This window comes from Comamonas sp. BIGb0152, from assembly GCF_024809975.1.
Classification (GTDB): Bacteria; Pseudomonadota; Gammaproteobacteria; order Burkholderiales; family Burkholderiaceae_C; genus Comamonas.
Genome location: NZ_JANUDY010000001.1, coordinates 724,181 through 745,895, shown reverse-complemented (window position 1 = coordinate 745,895; position 21,715 = coordinate 724,181). Strand labels below are relative to the sequence as shown.

The 21,715-nt window shown below is 64.5% G+C and carries 15 protein-coding genes; all 15 read left to right on the top strand.

Annotated elements, in window-relative coordinates:
• Positions 1 to 7 precede the first annotated feature (7 nt).
• Complete coding sequence (locus M2375_RS03330; RefSeq protein ID WP_259163917.1) at positions 8 to 1,615, top strand: carboxyl transferase domain-containing protein; 1,608 nt, start codon at positions 8 to 10, stop codon at positions 1,613 to 1,615.
• A gap of 23 nt (positions 1,616 to 1,638) precedes the next feature.
• A complete protein-coding gene (locus tag M2375_RS03325; protein WP_259163916.1) occupies positions 1,639 to 2,427 on the top strand; it encodes an enoyl-CoA hydratase/isomerase family protein in 789 nt (262 codons plus the stop codon).
• 92 nt (positions 2,428 to 2,519) lie between these two features.
• Positions 2,520 to 3,299, top strand: a complete 780-nt coding sequence (locus M2375_RS03320) for a DUF4126 domain-containing protein (RefSeq protein WP_259163914.1) — start codon at positions 2,520 to 2,522, stop codon at positions 3,297 to 3,299.
• 55 nt (positions 3,300 to 3,354) lie between these two features.
• Complete coding sequence (locus tag M2375_RS03315) at positions 3,355 to 5,364, top strand: acetyl/propionyl/methylcrotonyl-CoA carboxylase subunit alpha (RefSeq protein ID WP_259163913.1); 2,010 nt, start codon at positions 3,355 to 3,357, stop codon at positions 5,362 to 5,364.
• A 59-nt stretch (positions 5,365 to 5,423) separates the two neighbouring features.
• Positions 5,424 to 6,347, top strand: a complete 924-nt coding sequence (locus M2375_RS03310; protein WP_259163912.1) for a glyoxylate/hydroxypyruvate reductase A — start codon at positions 5,424 to 5,426, stop codon at positions 6,345 to 6,347.
• A 44-nt stretch (positions 6,348 to 6,391) separates the two neighbouring features.
• A complete protein-coding gene (locus M2375_RS03305) occupies positions 6,392 to 7,303 on the top strand; it encodes a hydroxymethylglutaryl-CoA lyase (protein WP_259163911.1) in 912 nt (303 codons plus the stop codon).
• Between the two features lie 85 nt (positions 7,304 to 7,388).
• Complete coding sequence (locus M2375_RS03300; RefSeq protein ID WP_259163909.1) at positions 7,389 to 7,889, top strand: YbaK/EbsC family protein; 501 nt, start codon at positions 7,389 to 7,391, stop codon at positions 7,887 to 7,889.
• A complete protein-coding gene (locus tag M2375_RS03295; RefSeq protein ID WP_259163908.1) occupies positions 7,886 to 8,194 on the top strand; it encodes a DUF1289 domain-containing protein in 309 nt (102 codons plus the stop codon). The genes M2375_RS03300 and M2375_RS03295 overlap by 4 nt, the downstream gene beginning before the upstream one ends.
• Before the next feature lie 12 nt (positions 8,195 to 8,206).
• A complete protein-coding gene (locus M2375_RS03290) occupies positions 8,207 to 8,854 on the top strand; it encodes a 2-hydroxychromene-2-carboxylate isomerase (protein ID WP_259163906.1) in 648 nt (215 codons plus the stop codon).
• Positions 8,855 to 9,119: 265 nt separating this feature from the next.
• On the top strand, positions 9,120 to 10,778 hold the full coding sequence (locus M2375_RS03285; RefSeq protein WP_259163905.1) for an MFS transporter: 1,659 nt from the start codon (positions 9,120 to 9,122) through the stop codon (positions 10,776 to 10,778).
• Positions 10,779 to 11,245: 467 nt separating this feature from the next.
• Complete coding sequence (locus M2375_RS03280) at positions 11,246 to 12,223, top strand: porin (protein ID WP_259163903.1); 978 nt, start codon at positions 11,246 to 11,248, stop codon at positions 12,221 to 12,223.
• A gap of 319 nt (positions 12,224 to 12,542) precedes the next feature.
• Positions 12,543 to 18,506 (top strand): excinuclease ABC subunit UvrA, encoded by a 5,964-nt coding sequence (uvrA, locus tag M2375_RS03275; protein WP_259163902.1) that lies wholly within the window; start codon positions 12,543 to 12,545, stop codon positions 18,504 to 18,506.
• A 275-nt stretch (positions 18,507 to 18,781) separates the two neighbouring features.
• Entirely contained in the window at positions 18,782 to 19,480 is a 699-nt protein-coding gene (locus M2375_RS03270) for a response regulator (protein WP_259163901.1), read from the top strand.
• Positions 19,481 to 19,485: 5 nt separating this feature from the next.
• A complete protein-coding gene (locus M2375_RS03265; protein ID WP_259163900.1) occupies positions 19,486 to 21,033 on the top strand; it encodes a sensor histidine kinase in 1,548 nt (515 codons plus the stop codon).
• 199 nt (positions 21,034 to 21,232) lie between these two features.
• A complete protein-coding gene (locus M2375_RS03260; protein ID WP_259163899.1) occupies positions 21,233 to 21,715 on the top strand; it encodes a tripartite tricarboxylate transporter TctB family protein in 483 nt (160 codons plus the stop codon).

The following is a 21,715-nucleotide window of genomic DNA, read 5'->3' as shown; positions in this document are numbered from 1 at the left end:
GACAAGCATGAGCAAACTCGCAACCCAGCTGAATGCCCGGTCGGCAGATTTTCAGACCAATGCGCAAGCCATGCGCAGCATTGTGGAGGACCTGCGGGCCCAGTCCGCCAAGGTGGCGCAGGGCGGCGGTGAAGCCGCACGCGCCAAGCACCTGGGCCGTGGCAAGCTGCTGCCGCGTGACCGCGTGCAGATGCTGCTGGACCCGGGCACGCCCTTTTTGGAGCTGGCGCCACTGGCCGCGCTGAACATGTACAACAACGATGCGCCCGGCGCGGGCCTGATCGCCGGCGTGGGCCGCGTCAGTGGGGTGGACTGCATGATCGTCTGCAATGATGCCACGGTCAAAGGCGGCACCTACTACCCGATGACGGTCAAAAAGCATTTGCGCGCCCAAGAGGTGGCTGCGCAAAACCGCCTGCCCTGCATCTACCTGGTCGACTCGGGCGGCGCCAACCTGCCAAATCAAGACGAGGTCTTCCCCGACCGCGAGCACTTTGGCCGCATCTTCTATAACCAGGCCAATATGTCCGCCCAGGGCATTGCCCAGATCGCCGTGGTCATGGGCTCCTGCACCGCCGGCGGCGCCTATGTGCCGGCGATGAGCGACGAGTCCATCATCGTGAAGAACCAGGGCACGATCTTTTTGGGCGGCCCACCGCTGGTCAAAGCCGCTACGGGCGAAGTGGTGAGCGCTGAAGACCTGGGCGGTGGCGATGTGCACACGCGCCTGTCGGGCGTGGCCGACCACCTGGCCGACAACGACACCCATGCACTGGCGCTGGCCCGCAAGGCCGTCAGCCACCTGAACAAGGCCAAGCAGCCCAACCCGGCGGACAAGGCACCGCAGGCACCGGCCTACCCGACTGAAGAGCTGTATGGCGTGATCCCGGTCGATACCCGCAAGCCTTTTGATGTGCGCGAGATCATCGCCCGCATTGTCGATGGCAGCGATTTTGACGAGTTCAAAGCCCGCTTTGGCGCCACCCTGGTCTGCGGCTTTGCCCGGGTCGAGGGCATGGAGGTGGGCATCATCGCCAACAACGGCATTTTGTTCAGCGAATCGGCCGTCAAGGGCGCGCACTTTATCGAGCTGTGCTGCCAGCGCAAGATTCCGCTGCTGTTCCTGCAGAACATCACTGGCTTCATGGTCGGCCGCAAGTACGAGAACGAGGGCATTGCCCGCCATGGCGCCAAGCTGGTGACGGCGGTGGCCACGGCCAGCGTGCCCAAGTTCACCATCATCATCGGCGGCAGCTTTGGCGCCGGCAACTATGGCATGTGTGGCCGGGCCTACAGCCCGCGCTTTTTGTGGATGTGGCCGAATGCGCGCATCAGCGTCATGGGCGGCGAGCAGGCGGCCAGCGTGCTGGCTACCGTGAAGCGCGATGGCATCGAAGGCCGGGGCGGTGCCTGGACGGCGGAGGAGGAAGAGGCCTTCAAGGCCCCCATCCGCCAGCAGTACGAGGACCAGGGCCATCCCTACTACGCCTCGGCCCGGCTGTGGGATGACGGTGTCATCGACCCCGCCGACACCCGCCGCGTGCTGGCGCTGGGCCTGGCGGCCACGCGCAATGCGCCGATTGAGGACACCAAGTTTGGCGTCTTCCGCATGTAAGGCTCTGAGACAGAGAGGACACCATGAAAAGCACATTTCTGACCGTTGAAGCCGCCGGCCCGGTGGCCACCATCACCCTGACCCAGCCCGATGTGCGCAATGCCTTCAGCGACGAGGTGATTGCCGACATCACCCGGGCCTTTACCTGGGTGGGCGAGCAGGCCCAGGTTCGCGCCGTGGTGCTGGCCGCCGAGGGCCCGGCCTTTTGCGCCGGCGCCAACCTGAACTGGATGCGCGCCATGGCCGATTACAGCCGTGACGAGAACCTGGTCGATGCTGGCAAGCTTGCCGAGATGCTGCGCGTGATCTACACCTGCCCCAAACCCACGATTGCGCGGGTGCAAGGCGATGTCTACGCCGGTGGCATGGGCCTGGTGGCTTGCTGCGACATGGCGGTGGCGGCCAGCCACGCCGGTTTTTGCCTGAGCGAGGTGAAGATCGGCCTGATCCCGGCCACCATCAGCCCCTATGTGATCCGTGCCATGGGCGCACGTGCCGCGCACCGCTACTTTCTGACCGGCGAGCGCTTTGACGCCGCCGAAGCGCTGCGCAGCGGCTTTGTGCACCAGGTGGTGGAGGCCGAGGCACTGGACAGCGCTGTGGACGGTCTGCTCAAGCACCTGCTGAGCGCCAGCCCGGCAGCGGTGCAGGCCTGCAAAAAGCTGGTGATCGATGTCGCTGGCCGCGAGGTGGATGCCGCATTGATTGCCGAGACGGTGGCCGGCATTGCCGACATCCGCTCCAGCGCCGAAGGCAAGGAAGGCGTGCAGGCATTCTTGAACAAACGCAAACCCAGCTGGCTGGGAGGCTAAGGGCTCCAAAAAACGGCTTTGGATGGCAGACAGCAAGCAGGCATTGGCGCTATAAACAGCGCGTTTGCTGACTGGCACTGAGGAGCACCACCATGGATATCTGGAACACCATCGTCACCTGGCTGCACGGCATCGGCCTGCATCTGGACAAGGACACCGCCCAAACGGTGGGGCAGGCGGCCGACCAGGTCGGCCAGGCGGCAGGCCAAGTGGGCCAGGCCATGGCGCAGTGGGACTGGGGCCAGCTGATGGCCCTGGCTGCGGCGCTGGGCTGGGCCAGTGGCTTTCGGCTCTACGCGGTGGTGTTTGTGACGGGCATGCTGGGCGCGACGGACGTGCTGCAACTGCCCGGTGGGCTGACGGTGCTGCAGCAGCCGGTGATCCTGTTCATCAGCGGTGCGCTGCTGTTTGTCGAGTTCTTTGCCGACAAGATTCCCGGTGTGGATTCGGCCTGGGATGTGGTGCAAAGCGTGGTGCGAGTGCCCGCAGGCGCGGCCTTGGCGGCCAGCGTATTTGGCACCGACAACGCGACGATGGCCACCGCCGCTGCGCTGATGGGCGGCACCTTGGCGCTGAGCAGCCAGGTGGCCAAGACCACCACGCGCGCGGCGATCAACACCAGCCCGGAGCCGTTCTCCAACTGGGGCGCGAGCCTGCTGGAGGATGGGGTCTCGATCGGTGCGGTGTGGCTGGCGATCAACCACCCGCTGGTGTTTGCGGTGGCGTTGGCCGTGGTGCTGGTGTTGATGTGGGTGCTGACCTGGACCTTGTGGAAGTTTTTGCGGGCCGTAGTGCGCCGGATTCGCCGGTGGCTGGGCCATGAAGAGCCGGTGGCCCTGGCCGCCACGGGCGCGGATAACCAACGATATTGACCGAGGGCTTGCGAAGGCGGGCTGGGGTCAGGAAAAAGACTGAGGAGATTGTTCTATGTTCTCGAAAATTTTGATCGCCAACCGGGGTGAGATTGCCTGCCGTGTTGCCGCTACGGCCCGCCGCATGGGTGTCAAGACCGTGGCCGTCTACTCCGACGCTGACGCGCATGCCAAGCATGTGGCGGCCTGCGACGAGTCCGTACACATCGGCGGCAGCGCCCCCAAGGACAGCTACCTGCGCTGGGAACGCATCATTGAGGCCGCCAAGGCCACCGGCGCCCAGGCCATCCACCCTGGCTACGGCTTCTTGAGCGAGAACGAAGACTTTGCCGTGGCCTGCGCCGCTGCTGGCCTGGTGTTCATCGGCCCGCCTGCCCAGGCCATCCGCGCGATGGGCCTGAAGGCCGAATCCAAGCAGCTGATGGAAAAGGCCGGTGTGCCGCTGGTGCCCGGCTACCACGGCGCGGGCCAGGACCCGGCCATGCTGCACGGGGAGGCCGACCGCATTGGCTACCCGGTGCTGATCAAGGCCAGTGCCGGCGGTGGTGGCAAAGGCATGCGCCTGGTGGAAAAGAGCGAAGACTTTGCCGCCGCGCTGGAGTCCTGCAAGCGCGAGGCCATCAACAGCTTTAGCAACGATGCGGTGCTGATCGAAAAATACGTGCTGCGCCCCCGCCATATCGAGATCCAGGTGTTTGGCGATTCGCAGGGCAACTGCGTGTATCTCTTCGAGCGCGATTGCTCGGTGCAGCGCCGCCACCAGAAGGTGCTGGAAGAAGCGCCAGCGCCCGGCATGACCGCCGCGCTGCGCCAGCAGATGGGCGAGGCGGCCGTGGCGGCTGCCAAGGCCGTGGGCTATGTGGGTGCCGGCACGGTGGAATTCATCGTCGAGCAGCCTGGCGGCTACGACCAGCCCGAGGCGATGAAGTTCTACTTCATGGAAATGAACACCCGCCTGCAGGTCGAGCACCCGGTGACCGAGGCCATCACTGGCGAAGACCTGGTGCAGTGGCAATTGCAGGTGGCCAACGGCCAGCCGCTGCCCAAGCAGCAGGCGGCGCTGAAGATCTCCGGCCACGCGATCGAAGCGCGCATCTGCGCCGAGAACCCGGACAACAACTTCCTGCCCGCCACCGGCACCTTGCATGTCTACCGCAAGCCCGATTGCAGCAGCTTCGGTGTCAGCGATGTGCGTATTGACGATGGGGTGCGCGAAGGCGATGCCATCAGCCCCTTCTACGACAGCATGATCGCCAAGCTCATCGTGCATGGCGCCGACCGCGCCCAGGCGCTGGCGCGGCTGGATGCGGCGCTGGCTGCGGTGCGCATCGTCGGTCTGCAGACCAATGTGCAGTTTCTGCGCCATATCCTGGCCACGCCGTCGTTTGGCCAGGCCAAGCTCGATACGGCACTGATCCAGCGCGAGGAGGCACTGCTCTTCAAACAACGCGGCCTGGGCGCCGACACCGCTGCCGCTGCGGCCGTGGTGGCCGAGCTGCTGCAGGAGCGCGCGACCCAGAGCCACGACCCCTTTAGCCGCCGTGATGGCTGGCAGTCGCATGGGGTGACCGAGCGCCGTTTTGACTTTGAGTTTGGTGGCGATAAATTGCAGGCAGCCCTGCGCTATGAGGCCGCTGGCCTGGTGCTGACGGTGGGCGATGCCACGGGCCCGCTGCAGTTCAGCCCTAACGGCGAGCTGGTGGAGCTGCAGTTCAACGGCCAGCGCGACCAAGTGCAGACCTGGCAGCAAGGCGAGGTGGTGCATGTGTTCGCACCACGTGGCGCGGCTGAGATCACCGCCTTTGATGCGCTGGCCCATGCCGGTGAGGCGGGCAGCGAAGGCGGGCGTTTGACCGCGCCGATGCCGGGCAAGGTGGTGTCGTTTGCGGTGAAGGCGGGCGACAAGGTCAGCAAGGGCCAGCCGCTAGCGGTGATGGAAGCGATGAAGATGGAGCACACGATTGCAGCCCCCGCCGACGGCGAGGTGCTGGAGCTGCTGTTTGCGCCCGGCGACCAGGTGACCGAAGGCTCGGAGCTGCTCAAGCTCCAGGTCACGGCTTCCTGAAGCGGTCGCTGCGCTGTCTGTGACCGCGCAGCGCCCTTTTCTGTGCTGAAATCCCGGCCATGAAAATTCTCGTCTATACCGAAAGCGACGACTTGCAGCCCTGGCTGGACGCCATTCGCCTGCACCTGCCCCAGGCAGAAGCCAGCGGCTGGACGCCTGGCATGGCCCAGGCCGATTACGCGCTGGTCTGGAAGCCGCCGCAGCAGCTGTTGGACGAGCAAGGCGCGGGCCTCAAGGCCATCTTCAATATGGGCGCCGGGGTGGATGCGCTGTTTGCGCGCCAGCTGCCCCCGGGTGTGCCAGTGCTGCGGCTGGAAGACGCTGGCATGGCGGTGCAGATGGCCGAGTATGTCTGCCATGCGGTCATCGACCATTTTCGCGACCTGGCGCCGTACCGGGCACAGCAAAGCGCTGGCGTCTGGGCCCAGCAGCCCTTGCGCTTGCGCAGCGACTTTCCCGTTGGCGTGATGGGCCTGGGTGTGCTGGGCGAGCGCGTGGCCCAGGCGGTGGCGCAGTTTGATTTTCCGGTGCGCGGCTGGAGCCGCTCACCCAAGCAGGTCGCCGGCGTGCAGTGCTTTGCCGGCATGGCGCAGCTGCCGGTCTTTTTGCGTTCCACGCGCATCCTCGTCAACCTGCTTCCGCTGACGGCGCAGACCGAGAACATCATCGATGCCGGCCTGCTGGCGCAGCTGCAGCCGGGCGCCTATGTGGTCAATGTGGCGCGTGGCGCGCACCTGGTGGATGCCGACCTGCTGGCCGCGCTGGACAGTGGCCAGGTGGCAGGCGCCACCTTGGATGTGTTCCGCACCGAGCCGCTGCCCGCTGCGCACCCGTTCTGGCAGCACCCCCAGATTCGCATCACGCCGCACAGCTCTGCCCGCACCTTGCCCGAGGAGACCTTGCTGCAGATCCTGCACAAGCTCCAGGCCTTTGCCGCAGGTGAGAAGCCTGGCGGCATGGTCTATGCCGATCGCGGATACTGAATCCGACCCCCCGTTTACCCCAGAAAACCCCCAGGAGACGCCCCATGGCCCGCTACCCCCAACGCGTTCAATTGATTGATGTCGGCCCCCGTGACGGCCTGCAAAACGAGAAATCGCCCGTTCCTGCCGCTGTGAAAATCGAATTGACGCACCGGCTGCAAGATGCGGGCCTGACCGAAATCGAGGTGACCAGCTTTGTCAGCCCCAAGTGGGTGCCCCAGATGGGCGACAACGCCGAGGTGATGGCGGGGCTGGCGCGCAAGGCCGGGGTGCGCTATTCGGTGCTGACGCCGAACCTGAAGGGCTATGAAGCGGCCGTGGCCTCCCAGCCCGATGAAATCGTGGTGTTTGGCGCGGCCAGCGAGGCCTTCAGCCAGCGCAATATCAACTGCTCGATTGCCGAGAGCATCGAGCGCTTTGCGCCCGTGGTGGCCGCCGCCAAGGCGGCTGGCATTGCGGTGCGCGGCGCGATGAGCTGCACGGTGGGCTGCCCGTATGAGGGTGAGATTGCACCATCGCGCGTGGCCTATTTGGCTGAGCTGATGAAGGGCATTGGCGTGGAGCGCGTCGATGTAGCCGACACCATTGGCGTGGGCACGCCGATCAAGGTGCAAAAGGCGCTGGAGGCGACCTTGCAGTATTTCAGCGTGGACCAGGTGAGCGGGCATTTCCATGACACCTATGGCCAGGCCTTGCCCAACACCTTGGCATCGCTGGAGATGGGCATCTGGAACTTCCAGTCGTCCATTGCGGGTTTGGGCGGCTGCCCTTATGCCAAGGGTGCCACCGGCAATGTCGCCACCGAAGACCTGGTCTACATGCTGCAGGGCATGGGCATCGAGACCGGCATTGACCTGGACAAGCTGGTCGATGCGGGCATCTACATCAGCGACTTTTTGCAGCGCAAGCCCAACTCGCGCGTGGCCGTGGCGCTGATGAACAAGCGCGCGGGTTAAAGGGCTGAGACCAGTCGCGAATGCCCGGAGCGCTGCAGCGGGGGGTGCAAATCGGCACAATCACGGCTTAACAAGGAGTCAAACCATGTGTGGAGCGGAGTTGCTGAGCCTGCCCGAAGGGGTACAGCGGGTAGCCAGGGTGCTGCAGGACAAGGGCCATCCGCATGGGCCGCAGATGCTGGAGGTGGCAGCGCGCACGGCCCAGGAAGCGGCCGATGCGCTGGGCATTGCGCTGGGCCAGATCGCCAAGAGCATTATTTTTCGCCGCAAGATGGACGATGCCTGCGTGCTGGTCATCACCTCGGGTGACTGCCGCGTGGACGAGGCCAAGGTGGCCGCGCTGGTGGGCCCCGTGGGCCGGGCGGATGCCGATTTTGTCAAAGCCCGCACCGGCTTTGCGATTGGTGGAGTCTCCCCGGTCGGCCATGTGACCCAGCCGGTGACCCTGATCGACCGCGAGCTGTTCCGCTTTGCGCAGATCTGGGCGGCGGCGGGCCATCCGAATGGGGTTTTTGCGCTGGCGCCCGCCGATCTGGAGGCGCTGACCGGCGCGCCCGTGGCCGATGTGGTCAAGGAGGCGGTATGAGCGAGCAAGCAGAACAACCCGTAGCGCTGCCCGTGGCCTCGCCCGCGCCGCTGGCGGCCCGCACCAAGCAGGTCCGCGTGACCGGCGCTTTTGCCGCCGATTACGCCGATGTAGTGCCATCGCCTTGCGTGTCGTTGTGCAAGATGAATGCGGACCGCAGCCATTGCATCGGCTGCTACCGCTCGATCGACGAAATCCGTGCCTGGTCCAAGGCTGAGACGGCAGAGCGCCAGCAGATCTGGTTGCAGGCGCTGGGCCGCGCGGGCCTGGGCAGCAATGGCCGACCACTGGTGCCTGCACCCTAAAGGAGTCCGGGTATGAAGACCATCGATTTCTACCTGGACTTTGTCTCACCTTACGCCTGGCTGGCCTTTGATGCGCTGCCCCAGGCGCTGCAAGGCCATAGCGTGCATGTGCGCTACCGGCCCGTGCTGCTGGGTGCGCTGCTGCAGCAGCATGCCAACCCCGGCCCGGCCGGTATTGCCGACAAGCGTGCCTGGACCTACCGCCATGTGAGCTGGCTGGGCGAGCGCCAGGGCTGCGGCCTGCAGATGCCTGCGCAACACCCTTTCAACCCGCTGCCTTTGCTGCGCCTGGCCTTGCGCACGGGCCAGGGCGGCTGCATCAACCGCTTCACGGCCGATGCGATCTTTCGCCATGTCTGGCTGGGTGGCGCCGACGCGCTGGAGCCGCAGCGCCTGCAGGCTTTGCAGCAGACCTTGGCCGAGCAGCTGCGCAGCGGTGATGCGGCCGAGCAAGAGGCCAAGCAATGGCTGCGCAGCAACACCGATGCGGCCACCGCCGCCGGGGCTTTTGGCGTGCCCAGCATGGTGCTGGACGGGCAGCTGTTCTGGGGCCTGGATGGGCTGCCGATGCTGAGCGCCTGCCTGAACGGCGATGCCTGGTTTGCCGATGGGCACTGGGAGGCGGCCGCCAACCGTCCCTCGGGTTTGACCAAGGCCTGAGCCGCCGTTTTTGCAGCCGCAGCGCGCGGCAAAATGCCTCTCCGCCCTGTTTTGCCAGGCCTAGGACTTTCCCTTGGTTGATGCTGCAGTGCAGCGATTTTCCGCATGGCAAAACGATTTCTGCGGGTTGCACTGGAGTTTGTCAGCGAATTGTCAGCGACCTGCAAGCTTGTGTTGGAAAACCGTCAGACTTGGGTCAGCGCTTCCTTGAAGAATGCAGTGTCCGCCAAAAAAAAGAGCGGCAACACTACAAGGAGACAACAACATGGCAACCAGTGCAGCTGCACGGCCGATGACGAAGGAAGAGCGCAAAGTCATCTTCGCTTCGTCACTCGGTACGGTTTTTGAGTGGTACGACTTCTATCTCTACGGCTCGCTGGCGGCCATCATCGCCAAACAGTTCTTCTCCGGACTGGATCCAACATCGGCCTTCATCTTTGCACTGCTGGCATTTGCGGCGGGCTTCATCGTGCGCCCCTTTGGCGCACTGGTGTTTGGCCGGCTGGGGGACATGATCGGGCGCAAGTACACCTTCCTGGTCACCATCTTGCTGATGGGCGCGTCGACCTTTATCGTCGGTATCCTGCCCAACTACGCCAGCATCGGTGTGGCGGCGCCCATCATCCTGATCGTGCTGCGCATGTTGCAAGGCCTGGCCTTGGGCGGTGAGTACGGTGGCGCAGCCACCTATGTGGCCGAGCATGCCCCCAACGGCAAGCGCGGTGCCTACACCTCCTGGATCCAGACCACGGCCACCTTGGGCCTGTTCCTGTCCTTGCTGGTGATTCTGGGCACCCGTACCTTGATGGGCGAGCCTGCCTTCAACGACTGGGGCTGGCGCATTCCGTTCCTGGTCTCGATTCTGTTGCTGGGCGTGTCGGTGTGGATCCGCATGACCCTGTCTGAATCGCCTGCGTTCCAACGCATGAAAGCCGAGGGCAAGACCTCCAAGGCACCGCTGCGCGAGTCGTTTGGTGAGTGGAAGAACCTGAAGATCGTGATCTTGGCGCTGGTCGGTCTGACCGCCGGCCAAGCCGTGGTCTGGTACACGGGCCAGTTCTATGCGCTGTTCTTCCTGACGCAGCAGCTCAAGGTCGATGCGGTGAGCGCCAACCTGATGATTGCCGTGGCCTTGCTGATCGCGACGCCGTTCTTTGTGATCTTCGGTACGCTGTCGGACAAGATCGGCCGCAAGCCCATCATCATGGCCGGCTGCCTGCTGGCGGTGCTGACCTACTTCCCCGTGTTCAAGATGCTGACCGAAGCGGCCAACCCGGATCTGGCAGCGGCGCAAGCCAAGAACAAGGTGGTGGTGATTGCCAACCCGGCCGAGTGCTCCTTCCAGTTCAATCCCACAGGTACCTCCAAGTTCACCAGCTCCTGCGACGTGGCCAAGCAACTGCTGGCCGCCAACTCGGTGAGCTATGAGACTGAGGCAGCACCTGCCGGAACGATCGCTGCCATCAAGATCGGCAATGACACGATCCCCAGCTATGCTGCAGCGGGCCTGAGTGGCGACAATCTGAAGGCCAAGGATGGGGCGTTCAAGAAGGCGGTTGCGGAAACCCTGGCCAAGGATGGCTACCCCGCCAAGGCCGACCCGGCCAAGACGAACAAGGTCTTGACCGTGGTGCTGCTGACCTACCTGGTGCTGCTGGTGACCATGGTGTACGGGCCTATTGCCGCCATGCTGGTGGAAATGTTCCCGACCCGGATTCGCTACACCTCCATGTCGCTGCCGTATCACATCGGTAATGGCTGGTTCGGCGGTCTGCTGCCGACGACGGCCTTTGCGATCGTGGCCCAGACCGGCAACATGTACAACGGTCTGTGGTACCCGATCATCATTGCCGGCATTACCTTTGTCATCGGTACCTTGTTCGTGCGTGAAACCAAGGACGTGGACATTTACGCCAACGACTGAGATCCAAAATGCGAGAGGGCCCCTAGGGACCCTCTGCAAAACTCCCTGCCGTGGTCTGAACGCGGGCTCGGGCGATCCGCTGCGTTGTCTTCCTTGTCAATAGCTACGGCTATTGACTGCAAAAGACGCCTTGCGTCTCATCCCGATCCGCGTCCATCCCGCTTGGCGAGGGTTATGCGGAGGATCCCGAGGAATGCGCGCCGCGTAACACCTGAGGCTTTCACCTCCCAACAGCACCTTCGGGTGCTGTTTTTTTTGCGCCTTTTCTAGGCCTCATGGTTAATACCAGGGTCTGTCATGGAAGTGTGGTAACAATGCGTCACTCTCGCAAAATCTGCGCGATATACAGCGCCGAAAATGGGGTCTGCCGCCTAGAATTAATAATATGTGACGAGCTGAATACGGCGTTTTGAAAACCCAGTCGGCACCGTCCAAACCATTTTTATTACTCCATCCCCGAGGACACTATGCGTTCACTGAATCGTTTGATGATTGCCACCTTGGCCGTTGCTGGCTCCACCGCTGCGCTGGCACAAAGCAGCGTGCAGGTTTATGGCCGTGTGAATACCTCGGTGGAACGCCAAAAGGTGGGCGATGTGTCGACCACCGGTCTGTTCAACAACGCATCGCGTATCGGCTTCCGTGGTACGGAAGACCTGGGTGGCGGCCTGAAGGCTGGCTTCGTGCTGGAATCGGGTTTCAACTCTGATGACGGCTCGGGCACCGGCTCCGCTGGCGGTCTGAACTTCAAGCGCCAGAGCGAAGTGAACCTGGAAGGCGGCTTCGGTATGCTGCGTCTGGGTACCTTCACCTCCGAGTCCTACTACGCAGTGGCCGACTACGGCGTGCTGGACCAGCCTAACCACGACACCGGTTCGCTGTCGGACGCGCTGTACACCTACGTGATGCGCGACTCCAACAAGATCGCCTACCGCACCCCCGTGATCCTGGGTGGCCTGACCATCGAAGGCGCGACCTCGTTCCATGAAAAGGCTGCTGGCACCAACGACAAGAACGGCTACGACCTGGCAGCCAACTGGGAAAGCGGCCCGCTGGCCCTGGGTGCTGGCTTCACCAAGGTCGGTGGCGACAAGCAACTGGGCCTGCGCGCTCACTACACCATCAATGCCTTCCAGCTGGGTGCTTACTACCAGCGCTCTGACGAAGAGCTGCGCGGCAAGCGCAATGCGGCCCGCGTGACCGGTATGTACACCATGGGTGCTTCCGAATTCGTGGCTGGCTTCGGCTGGGCAGGCAAGTGGGATGACGTCAGCAACAGCGGCGCACGCCAGCTGATCCTGGGCTACAACTACAACCTGAGCAAGCGCTCCAAGCTGTACGCTGGCTACACCAAGGTCGACAACAAGGCCAACGCCAGCTACGCCACCGGTGTCTCCGGCGCCGACTTCAGCACCTTCGCTGCTGGGATCCGCCACAACTTCTAAGCAGGCCTAAGGCGCCCAGCGCGCCTTCCGCCCCTGAACCCGCATTCGAGAGGATGCGGGTTTTTTCATGGGCGGCAGGCAGAGGGGGGAGTGATGTCTCCTAATTGCTAATATCTGTAAATTTGTACAGTGGTTTGCAGGGCTTTGCCGCAAGCGGCGTTGCGTGCCGGGCGAACTCCCTAGAATGGTTGTTCACGATCATTTTGCTCCCCCGCAGTCTTGTCAGTCATCCGTATTTGGGCATCTCTGGCCTTGCGCCTGAGGCCGTGCTTATTCGGGTGCTGCACTGCGCCAACGAATTACTGGATAGCTCATCGGTATGTCTCAGGAAAACATTCGCATCCGTGGTGCGCGTCAGCACAACCTCAAGAATCTGGATCTGGATATCCGCACGGGGGAGCTGACCGTGGTGACAGGGCCCAGCGGCTCGGGCAAGTCCAGCCTGGTGTTTGACACCTTGTATGCCGAGGGGCAGCGCCGCTATGTCGAGACCTTCAGCGCCTATGCGCGCCAGTTCCTCGACCGCATGGACAAGCCGGCCGTCGACAAGGTCGAGGGCGTGCCGCCGGCGATTGCGATCGACCAGACCAACCCGGTGCGCAGCTCGCGCTCCACCGTGGGCACGATGACCGAGCTGAACGACCACTTGAAACTGCTCGTAGCACGCGCCGGCCATCTGTTTGACCAGCAGACCGCCTTGGCAGTGCAGCACGACACGCCCGAGAGCATTTACGAGAAGCTGCTGCAGCGCAGCCAGGCGGGTGACCCGCGCATCGTGATCACCTTCCCCGTCGAGTTGCCGGCCAACACCAGCGCCGAGCAGGTCGAGCAATGGCTGTCGGCCAGCGGCTTCACCAAGGTGCAGGCCGAGCGCGAGGTCGATGCGGTGCGGCATGCTGCCGCCGTGGACAGCAGCAAGAAAAAGCCCAAGGCCGGCAAGCAGGCGGCTGCCGAGGCGCCCCTGCGGGTCAAGCTGCTCGATGTGGTGGCCGACCGTTTTCGTCTCAGCAAGGCCGAGAAGGCACGCGTGATTGAGGCCATTGAAGTGGCCTTGAAGCGCGGCAGCGGCGAGATGACGGTGTATGCCATCGCAGAGGCCGATGCCGAGGGCAACACCGCCGAGCCCGCGCTGTGGAAGTTTTCTGCCGGCCTGCACTGCCCCGAGAGTGGCCTGCGCTACCGCGAGCCCACGCCGTCGATGTTCTCGTTCAACTCTGCGGTGGGTGCCTGCGATGCCTGCCGGGGCTTTGGCCGGGTCATTGGGGTCGACTGGGGCCTGGTGATTCCCAACGACAAGCTCACCTTGCGCACCGGCGTGATCAAGCCCATCCAGACACCCGCCTGGAAAGAGATCCAGGACGATTTGATGCGCCATGCTGAGGCGCAGGGCATTCCCCGCGACACTGCCTGGGCCAAGCTGACCGAGGCGCAGAAGGACTGGGTCATCCATGGCGAGGAGGGCTACAAGGACGGCAACTGGAGCCGCCAGTGGTATGGCATCCGCCGCTATTTTGAGTATCTGGAAACCAAGTCCTACAAGATGCATATCCGCGTCTTGCTGTCCAAGTACCGCAGCTACACGCCTTGCCCGGTCTGTAGCGGTGCTCGGCTGAAGACCGAGAGCCTGCTGTGGCGTATTGGCAGCAAGAAGGATGCGGATGCCGCCTTGCCTGCGGACAAGCGCTTCATGCCCCAAGGCGTGGCCTGGACGCGGGCGCAGCTGGAGGCGCTGCCCGGCCTGAGCCTGCATGATTTGATGCTGCTGCCGATTGCCCGGTTGCGCGTGTTTTTTGCCAGCATGGACATCCGCCGCAGCAACGATGGCGATGCCCAGGCCTTGCGGCTGTTGCACGAGGAAATCAGCAACCGTCTGCTCTACCTCTGCGACGTCGGCATCGGCTACCTGACCCTGGACCGCCAGAGCCGTACCTTGAGCGGTGGCGAGGTGCAGCGCATCAACCTGACTACGGCCCTGGGCACCTCGCTGGTCAACACCTTGTTCGTGCTCGATGAGCCCTCCATCGGGCTGCACCCGCGTGATATGGAACGGATCATCGTGGCGATGAAGCGCTTGCGCGACGCCGGCAACACCCTGGTGGTGGTGGAGCATGATCCGGCGGTGATGTTTGCCGCCGACCGCATGATCGACATGGGCCCGGGCCCGGGCGAGAAGGGGGGGCAGATTGTGTTTGATGGCAGCCCTCTTGAACTGCGCCATGCCGATACCTTGACTGGCGCCTATTTGGGCGGCCGCAAGCAGGTCGGCATGGGTGCCAAGCGCATGGTGACCGAAAGCACGCCGCGTCTGATTCTGGAGGGCGCGACCGAGCACAACCTGCAGAATGTGTCGGTGGATTTTCCGCTCCAGCGCATGGTGGTGGTCACCGGCGTGTCGGGTTCGGGTAAATCCACCTTGATCCAGGATGTGCTGGCACCCGCTTTGATGCGCCATTTTGGCAAGCCCACCGAGCTGGCTGGCGCGCACCAGCGCCTGCTGGGGGCGGACCATCTGTCCGACATCGTCTTTGTGGACCAGTCGCCGATTGGCAAGACGGCGCGTTCCAACCCGGTCAGCTATGTCGGTGCCTGGGATGCGGTGCGTGAGCTGTTTGCGACGGCGCCGCTGTCGCTGCAGCGCGGCTACACCGCCGGCAAGTTCAGCTTCAACAGTGGCGATGGCCGCTGCCCTACCTGCGGCGGTTCGGGCTTTGAGCATGTGGAGATGCAGTTTCTCTCCGACGTGTACCTGCGCTGCCCGGACTGCGATGGCAAGCGCTACCGCGCCGAGATTCTGGAGGTACGCATCGAGCGCGATGGCCGCCTGATGAATGTGGCCGATGTGCTGGAGCTGACCGTCAGCCAGGCGGCCGTGCTGTTCGCCAAGGACCGCGAGGTGATCCGTGCGCTGCAGCCCATCGTGGATGTGGGTCTGGAGTATGTGAAGCTGGGCCAGCCGGTGCCGACCTTGTCGGGCGGCGAAGCCCAGCGCCTGAAGCTGGCCGGTTTTCTGGCGGGGGCGGCCAAGAGCGCGGCCAAATCCAAGCAGGCGCTGGCCCGCAAAGGCACCTTGTTCCTGTTTGACGAGCCCACCACCGGCCTGCACTTTGAAGACATCGCCAAGCTGATGCGGGCGCTGCGCAAGCTGCTGGAGGTGGGCAACTCGCTGATCGTCATTGAGCACAACCTCGATGTGATCCGTGCCAGCGACTGGCTGATCGACCTGGGGCCGGATGCCGGCGAAGACGGCGGCAAGGTGGTGGAAGAGGGTACGCCCGAGGAGGTGCGCAAGTCTGGCCGCTCCTACACCGCGCAGGCGCTGCGCGATTACGAGCTGGCCATGCTCGGCGAGCGCGGAGACGGCCAGCCCCATGAAGTGCGTGAGCAGCGTGCCGCTTATGCGCTGGCAGCGCCTGCGCAAAGCGCCGCGCTGCCCGGGCCGGGCAACAGCATCCAGATCATCAATGCCAAGGAGCACAACCTCAAGAATTTGAGCGTGGATATTCCGCGTGGCAAGTTCAATGTGGTGACGGGCGTCTCGGGCTCGGGCAAGTCCACCCTGGCGTTTGACATTTTGTTCAACGAAGGCCAGCGCCGCTACCTCGAATCGCTGAACGCCTATGCGCGCTCCATTGTGCAGCCGGCAGGCCGGCCCGAGGTGGATGCGGTCTACGGCATTCCGCCGACGGTGGCGATTGAGCAGCGCCTCTCGCGCGGCGGGCGCAAATCCACCGTGGGTACCACCACCGAGGTCTGGCATTTTCTGCGCCTGCTCTACGTGAAGCTGGGCGTGCAGCACTGCACCAAGGATGGCGCGGCCGTGCAGCCGCAAACGCCCGAGAGCATTGCCGCCCAGCTGATGACCCAGTACCGGGGCCAGCTGATTGGCCTGATGGCGCCGCTGGTGGTTGCCCGCAAGGGCGTGTACACCGAGCTGGCAGACTGGGCGCGGCCGCGTGGCTACACCCATCTGCGCGTCGATGGCCAGTTTCTGCCCACCACCGGCTTTCCGCGCCTGGACCGCTTCAAGGAACACACGGTCGAGCTGCCGGTGGCCAGCATCGAGATCAAGCCCGAGAACGAGGCCCTGCTGCGCGACAAGCTGGCCACGGCGCTGGAGCTGGGCAAGGGCGTGCTGCATGTGCTGTCGGCCATCGGCACCTTGGAAGCGGCCATGCAGGCAGGCAGTGATACGGCGGCCATCGGCAAACTGCAGGTGTTCTCCACCAAACGTGCCTGCCCGGTGTGCGCCACCAGCTATGCCGAGCTGGATCCGCGCCTGTTCTCCTACAACAGCAAGCACGGCTGGTGCCCCGATTGCGTGGGCACCGGCGTCAAGCTGACCAAGGACCAGCGCAAGGTCTATGACGACTCCGTCATGGCCCAGGACAACCGGGGCCGCGAGCAAAGCTTTGAGGAGCCCGAGGCCGACGATGTGGGCGAAACCACCTGCCCAAGCTGCCAGGGCACGCGGCTGAATGCGACCGCACGTGCGGTGCTGTTCCATGACCGGTCGATTGCCGCCATTGCCCAGTTGTCGGTCACGGATGTGCGGCTCTGGGTGGAGGGCTTGTCGCTGTCCGGCCGCGAAAGCGATATCTCCCGCGATTTGCTGCCCGAGATCCACAGCCGCCTGGCCTTTTTGGAAGAGGTCGGCCTGGGTTACCTGACCCTGGACCGGGGCGCGCCCACCTTGTCAGGCGGAGAGGCACAGCGCATCCGCCTGGCCGCCCAGCTGGGCAGCAATCTGCAAGGGGTGTGCTATGTGCTCGACGAGCCCACGATTGGCCTGCATGCGCGGGACAACCACATCCTGCTTAATGCGCTGCAAAAGCTGGGCGCCAAGGGCAATACCCTGGTGGTGGTGGAGCACGATGAGGACACCATTCGCCGCGCCGACCATGTGATCGACATTGGCCCCAGCGCTGGCAAGCGTGGCGGCCGCCTGGTGGCCCAGGGCACGACGCAGGATGTGATGGATGCGCCCGAATCGCAAACCGGCCGCTACCTGCTGCATGCGATGCGCCACCCCTTCCAGCCGCGCCGGCTGGTGCATGGCGTGGCCGATGCGGTGCTGGCAGCGCCCACGGACGAGGCCGCACCCGTCGCCAAAAAGCGCACCAAGAAGCAGATCGCTGCAGACCTGGCCGCAGCGCTGGCTGCCGACAGCGCCCTGGCCAATGCCGCCATGGCGGCGCCGGCCCGCGCCGATGCCATGGCGCCGCTGCACTGGCTGGCGGTGCTGGGTGCCAACCTGCACAACCTGCAGAACGTCGATGTGCGCCTGCCGCTCAAGCGCCTGGTGGCGGTCACCGGCGTGTCGGGCTCGGGCAAATCCACCTTGGCGCGCGATGTGCTGCTGACCAATGTGGCCGCCTGGGTGGGCCAGCGCTCGACCAAGGCGGGGCGCGATGACATGGATGCCGGCAAGGCCCCCGCGCTTATCGGCAGCAAGGGCTTGCAAGGCTTTGAAGGCATTGACCGGGTGCTGGAAGTGGACCAGACGCCAATTGGCAAGACGCCGCGCTCCTGCCCCGCCACTTACATCGGCTTTTGGGACACGATCCGCAAGCTGTTTGCCGAAACCCTGGAAGCCAAGGCGCGCGGCTATGCGGCAGGGCGCTTCTCCTTCAACACTGGCGAGGGCCGCTGCCCCGCTTGTGAGGGGCAGGGCATGCGCACCATCGAGATGAGCTTTCTGCCCGATGTGAAGGTGCCGTGTGAGGTCTGCCATGGCGCCCGCTTCAGCCCCGAAACCCTGGCGGTGACCTGGCGCGGCAAGAGCATTGGCGAGGTGCTGCAGATGGAGGTGGACGAGGCCGTGGCCTTCTTTGCCAGCATGCCCAGCATCGCCCATCCGCTGCAGCTGCTGCAGGATGTGGGCCTGGGCTATTTGACCCTGGGCCAGCCTTCGCCCACCTTGTCGGGCGGCGAGGCGCAGCGCATCAAGCTGGTGACCGAGCTGACCAAGGTGCGCGATGACATCACGCGCCGGGGCAACAAGGCGCCCCATACCTTGTATGTACTCGATGAGCCTACCGTGGGCCTGCACATGGCCGATGTGGACAAGCTGATCCATGTGTTGCACCGCCTGGTGGATGCCGGTCACAGCGTGGTGGTGATCGAGCATGACCTGGATGTGATCGCCGAGGCCGACTGGGTGATCGACCTGGGGCCGGAAGGCGGCAATGCCGGCGGCCGCATTGTGGCAACGGGTACACCCGAGGACCTGGTCCAGGCGGGCACGCATACCGGCAAGGCCCTGGCACCCGTGCTGGCGCGCTAAATGCGCCGCGACGGCAGGGCGTTTGCTGACAGCGCGCCCTGCCGGGCCTGGGCACAATGCCCGGAGATGATTCTCAAGGAGCCTTTGATGCATATTGACCCCCGTCACCCGGAAGCGCCGCCCGTCAAAGACCCCGCTCCCATCCAGCCACCACCGGTGCCCACGCCTGGCATCCCCTCGCCGATCCAGGAGTAGCGACGCCCACGGCACACCCGCGCAACGGTCCATAGGCGTATGATCGCGCTCTTTGTGGCTCCACGAGCGGGCGGCTAAGCATGCGCATATTGCTGATTGAAGACGAGCTGGAAATGGCGGCCTGGCTGGTGCGCGCGCTCAAACAATCCAACATCGAGGCGGTGCACGCCTCGCATGCCGCCATGGCCACCCGCTTGCTGCAGGACGACCCCTTTGACGTGGTGGTGCTGGATCTGCAACTGCCCGACCAGCATGGCTTTGACTGGTTGTCGTCGATGCGCAGCCAGGGCCGGCGTGAGCCGGTGCTGGTACTGACCGCGCAAGGGGCGGTGCAAGACCGGGTGGAAGGCCTGCATCGAGGCGCCGACGACTACCTGACCAAACCCTTTGAAGTGGCCGAGCTGGAGGCACGCCTGGCGGCCCTGTACCGGCGCAGCCAGGGCAGGGTGCAAGCGGTGCAGCAATGCGGATCCTTGCGCTATGACAGCAGCCACCGCACCTTCTGGCTGGCCGCGCAGATGCTGGCGCTGACCCCACGCGAGCATGCGGCGCTGGAGGCCTTGATGGCACGCACCGGCGCGCCCGTCGGCAAATCCAAACTCAGCGCCAAGGTCTTCCCGCAAGACAGCACGGTCAGCCCCGATGCGATCGAGCAGGTGCTGCACCGGGTGCGGCGCAAGCTGGCGGGTGCCGACGTGCATGTGGTCACCGTGCGGGGGCTGGGCTATATGCTCGAATCCACGGCGCCTCACAGCCCGGGCGCGACCCTGTCCACTTAGCCGCCATGGCCTGGCATTTGCGCGCGTCCCATGGCCTGCGTTTGCGCCTTTTGTGGGTGCTGGTGCCCGTGCTGACGGCGCTCTTGGTGCTGGACAGCTGGCGTGACAGCGTTAGCCTGGGGCGGGAGCTGGCCCAGGCCTATGACCAGAGCCTGCTGGAGCCGGCGCAGGCCTTGTCGGACAGCCTGGGCTGGGACGGCGAGGGCCAGCTGAGCCTGGATGGGCCGTTGCACATCGTCTCGATGTTCGAGGCCGTGAGCAGCCGGCGCAAGTTCCTGCGCGTGCAGCTGCAGACGCCGGATGGCGCGCAGAGCCGTTTGCTGCTGGGCGCGGCGCAGTTTCCAGAGCCGGCGCAGGACCCGGCCGATGCAGGCCGGCCTTTTCGCGCGGCTGCCGATGGTACGCGCGTGGTCTATGCCGCCGAGGTGGAGCACCAGCCGGTGCGCGTGCTGGCCTTGCTGCGCGTGCTGCATGACCGATCGGGCCAGGAATGGCGGGTGCTGATCCAGTCGGCCCAGACCAGCGCGGGCATTGAGCGTACCGTGCACAGCCTCATGTGGGACAGCCTGCTGCGCGACGGCCGCACCCTGCTGGTCTTGGTGCTGGTGGTGTGGCTGGGCGTGGCCTGGGGCCTGCGGCCGTTGAAGGCTTTGCGCCGCGCTGTGCAGCAGCGCCGCAGCGATGACCTGCAGCCCTTGGCGACGCAGGACGTGCCCGGCGAGGTGCGACCCCTGGTGGATGCGATGAACCTGCACCTGGCGCAGCAACGCGATGCGCTGGCCCAGCAGCGCCAGTTTTTGGCCGATGCCTCGCACCAGCTGCGCACACCGCTGGCCATTCTGACCACCCAGGCCGGCTATGCGCTGCGCGAGACCGATCCCGAGGCCGTGCAGGCGACTTTGCGCAGCATGCTCCAGCAACTGCAGCGGGGCCGCCGCGTGTCCGAGCAGCTGCTGGCGCTGGCCCATGCCAGCCAGCCTGCGGTGGCGATCCGCAGGGAGGCCGAACTCTGCGATGCCAATGCGGTGGCGCGCGAGGTGGTGCTGGCCTACCTGCCGCTGGCGCTGGACAAGCAGCAGGACCTGGGCTGGACCGATGTGCGGGGGCAGGATTTTGATGAGGATGAACCTGCCGGCAGCGATGGCGCACACGCGCCGGCTGTGCCGATGGCCGCGCCCGTGCAGGCCGCCGCCACGGCCGTGTATGAACTGCTCGCCAACCTGGTCCACAACGCCATCGTCTACACCCCGGCGCAAGGCCATATCAATGTGGCCGTGCTGCGTACGCCGGGCTGGGTGGAGATCCGTGTGCAGGATGATGGCCCCGGCATTGCCCCCGAAGACCGCGAGCGGGCCTTTGCCCGCTTTAGCCGCCTCCAAGCCGATGCCGCGCAAGCGCCGGGTGGATCGGGGCTGGGGCTGGCGATTGCACGGGCCTATGTGCAGCGCTTCCACGGAGAGCTGCTGCTGGAAGACGGGAATGCCGCCGATGGCGATGGCCGCCCGGGGCTGCTGGTCCGTGTTCGCCTGCCGCTGGCCCCCGCAAGCGCCTGATTCCGCTGTCTTTTGCGGGACTGTTTTGGCTAAGTAGATCTACGTATTTTTGGTGTTGGCTGCCGGATTGGCAGCTGTTTGGCAGCTTCGTTTTCTAGACTTTCTGCGCAAAGTTGTAAAAGAAGGAGACGAAGATGTGTGAATGCTGGACCACCCTCCGGGGTGTGCATGGGCGCGCTGTGCCCGCCAGGGGGCGACCATGAGCGCCCCAGGCAAAACCTACAACAAGGATTACTACGGCGGCGCGCTGATGGTGCTGATCGGTGGCAGTGCGGCCTATGCGGCGCAGAGCTACAACATTGGCTCCCTGGACCATATGGGGCCGGGCTACTTCCCCTTTGCAGTGGGCATCTTGCTGGCGCTGACGGGTGTGCTGATTGCGCTGACGGCCCATAAAAAAGGCGCTGGCGGCGATGCCGCGCTGGTCGGGCACAAGCATGACATCCCGGACTTCCGGGGTGCGGTCTGCATCATCCTGGGCACCATTGCCTTCTACTTCTGCGGCGAATACCTGGGCCTGCTGCCCGCCACCTTTGCCATTGTGTTTATCTGCGCTCTGGGCGACCGCAGCAACAGCATCATGGCCTGCTTTGTGCTGGCCATGTCGATGATGATCGTCGCCGTGGTGATTTTCTGGTGGGCGCTGCAAGTGCAGATGCCGCTGGTCAGATGGGGGATGTAA